Annotated in this window: 5 protein-coding genes; 2 read left to right on the plus strand and 3 right to left on the minus strand. The window is 65.2% G+C overall.

What is annotated here, in order from left to right; all coding sequences use genetic code 11:
- The coding region (locus ACR2JI_RS17635; protein ID WP_526392338.1) for a hypothetical protein at window positions 1-959 on the plus strand (959 nt) is incomplete at its 5' end.
- Window positions 960-965: 6 nt separating this feature from the next.
- On the opposite strand, the gene ACR2JI_RS17640 is transcribed toward ACR2JI_RS17635, so the two are convergent.
- The 3 genes from ACR2JI_RS17640 to ACR2JI_RS17650 are packed head-to-tail and all read right to left on the minus strand — an operon-like array spanning window position 966 to window position 2,126.
- Window positions 966-1,367, minus strand: coding sequence for a type II toxin-antitoxin system VapC family toxin (locus ACR2JI_RS17640; protein WP_526392340.1), 402 nt, complete (start codon window positions 1,365-1,367; stop codon window positions 966-968).
- Window positions 1,360-1,614 (minus strand): type II toxin-antitoxin system Phd/YefM family antitoxin, encoded by a 255-nt coding sequence (locus tag ACR2JI_RS17645; protein WP_526392342.1) that lies wholly within the window; start codon window positions 1,612-1,614, stop codon window positions 1,360-1,362. The genes ACR2JI_RS17640 and ACR2JI_RS17645 overlap by 8 nt, the downstream gene beginning before the upstream one ends.
- A gap of 38 nt (window positions 1,615-1,652) precedes the next feature.
- On the minus strand, window positions 1,653-2,126 hold the full coding sequence (locus ACR2JI_RS17650; RefSeq protein ID WP_526392344.1) for a DUF4262 domain-containing protein: 474 nt from the start codon (window positions 2,124-2,126) through the stop codon (window positions 1,653-1,655).
- Window positions 2,127-2,258: 132 nt separating this feature from the next.
- On the opposite strand from ACR2JI_RS17650, the gene ACR2JI_RS17655 reads away from it, so the two are divergent.
- Entirely contained in the window at window positions 2,259-2,408 is a 150-nt protein-coding gene (locus ACR2JI_RS17655) for a hypothetical protein (protein WP_526392346.1), read from the plus strand.
- Window positions 2,409-2,568: the final 160 nt, after the last annotated feature.

Genomic DNA, 2,568 nt, shown 5'->3' on the forward strand with positions numbered 1-2,568 from the left:
ACCAGAGCACCCAGAGCCGGCTGCGGATCGAGGGCGATGAATTGGTCTCGACCGTCAACGGCACGCGCTACGGCATCGGGCAGCTGAGCATGCCGACGCTGGCCGAACTGCGTGCCCGGGTCAATCCCGATCGGGGACAGCGCAGTTCGGCCCGCATCCTGACCGGCGATGTCGGACCCCTGCACTCCAAGCTTGAGTTCGAGGGTGCGCTCTTCCAGGTGGCCTCCCAGTTCAACCTGCTGGAGATGCCCTCACAAAACGTCACCCCGGAAGCGGGCGTGACCAAGTACGTCGATGACCCCACCCAGGGACCGGCATGTGCGATGGCGGCGGCCGCCGGGTCGATCTACCGCAACTACTTCGCCCCGGTGGGCGAGGGCATCGGCCAGACCCGGGACCGTCAGCTCGATGCGCTCGCCGGACTGGGCGCGGCATTGTCGGAGCTGACCGGCCTGCCCGCGTCGACGTTGTGGAACATGCAGAACGGCTACGCCCTGGGCACAGGCGAGGGCCTGGCGGCGATCGGGGCGTTGCTCGATACGGCATCCGAGGACGTCCTCGACACGCTGCGCGGGGAGCTGGCCATCGGACTGCACCGCGACGTCGAAGTCACCGACGGCAGTGGCCGCCGCGTCTCGCAGGCGTACTGCTCGGCGCTTCCCATCGGCTACTCCAGCCACTCCAGTCGAAGCTGGGAGCCATTCGCGCGCTTGGTGTTACAGGCCTCCTATGAGGCGGTGATGCTGGCCGCCGCCGAGCAGGCGAGTGCCGGTGGCTCCAACACGGTGCTGCTCACCCGCATCGGCGGGGGAGTGTTCGGCAATGGCGACGACTGGATTGACAGTGCGATCGAGCGGGCCATGGACATCGTGAAGGATGCCGGACTGGACATCGTGATCGTCGAGTATCGCGGCATCAGCCCGGGCGTTCAGCGGATCGTCGAGAACTATGGGGGTTGAGCACTTCTAGACAGCCACGACGGTGAGTATCGGCGCGAGGCCGGCGACATCGTCGGGGTTACGGGTGTAGAGCGGCAACCCCGCGGCCAAGGCGGTCGCGGCGATCATCAGATCCACCGCGCGCCGCCGGGGTTGACGTCCGGTCGAGAGCACGGCCGCGTAGATGCGCCCGTACGCCCTCGCGCAGTCCCCGTCGAACGGCAGCGGTTCCACCCAGGACTCCAGCCGTTGCAGTCGGTCTTGGCGTCGCGCGCGTTCATCCGGATCATCGGTGGCGTGGGTACCGGCGGAAAGCTCGGCCATCGTGACGGCACTGATCGATACCTCATCAGGCAGCGCTTCCGGCGCGATGATGCCGAGGTCGATCACCACCGAGGTGTCGAGTAAGCCAGTTCTAATCTCAGCCACGCGGCTCGATGTCCTGGTCGGCCCCGCGGTCGAGGTCCTTGCGGAATCGTTGGTAATCGATTCGTGGGGCGTCGCGGAAAGCTGCGGCGAAAGCCGGGCCGTTGACCACTCGACGGCGTCGCAACGGCACCAGTTCTCCGACCGGAACACCGTTTCGGGTCACGACGAACGCCTCGCCGTCGTCGAGTCTGCGCATGATGTCTCCGCTGTTGTTGCGCAGCTCGCGTTGGCTGATTTCGCTGCTCACAAGTGCCAGCGTAGCACTTGTGCGACAGCCCTGGCGGCTCATCCCGCCAGCCGAGTCCGCTGTCCCAGCACCGGTTGGCGCCGCCGGCCGTGGATCCACCCGCGGTCCCAGGGCCAACTGCTGTGATCGTCGGTCCACACCAGTTGCAGGGCGCGGATGTCGGGACCGAAGAGTGCGACGGCGGCCCCGAGGTGGACATCGGGATGCTCGACCTTGACCACTTCAAGAAAGAGCTCACCCTGAAAGTTGATGTGTAACGGCGGTCGCAGATCTCTGCCGTCGTCGACCATGTCGTGGGCGATCGATCTGAGTACGCACGCGGATTCCTCTGGCGGTAAACCCATGATCATCAATTCAGGTAGACCCAGGCGGTGCAGTCCGACCGTGTAACCGAACGGCTGGTCCTCGCCCTCGACGTATTGCACCGCCCAGCGGTGGGTTCTGATGATCGCGCGTAGGACGTCGAGGTAGTCCTCGGTGGTCCGGTGGGGGTTGTCGCATTGCCAGCACATAGCGGCACCTTTCTGTCGTGGATGCCCGTGAGCCTGCACCCGCCCTCCGACAGAAGGGGCCGAAGAACCGGAGGCTATTTCACGCTATCGATGCGTTTCTGGAGGTTTCGCGTGAGAAGCGTTGTCTGACGGGTGCGCGACTTGATCGTCGCCGATGTAGACGTCCGCCTCGGCTATCTGGCGCAAGTCGATCTCGGCTACACGGTCTCGACGCCGGCGTGGAGTTCGATGATGTTTTTCGGGTTCGGCCTCTTCATCCGGCGCCGGAAGCAGCGCGGGTAAATCCCCAGGCCTGCCGGTTACCCGGCCTGGCCCCCGCATAGATCCGACGATCTATGTCAGGATCTTCCTAGCGGCGCCATGATGTGGGGACTCATGCCTATCGACGCTGAGAGGGGGTTGCTCTGGTGGTCGGTAGAACCGGTGTTCGGATCGGCACGGC

The sequence above is a fragment of the Mycobacterium sp. genome (genome assembly GCF_051006775.1).
In the GTDB taxonomy this organism is placed as follows: domain Bacteria; phylum Actinomycetota; class Actinomycetes; order Mycobacteriales; family Mycobacteriaceae; genus Mycobacterium.

Excerpts from the sequence above, each read along its gene's own strand:
- ACR2JI_RS17650 (WP_526392344.1), bottom strand. The coding sequence starts at position 2,126 with ATGTGCTGGCAATGCGACAACCCCCACCGGACCACCGAGGACTACCTC.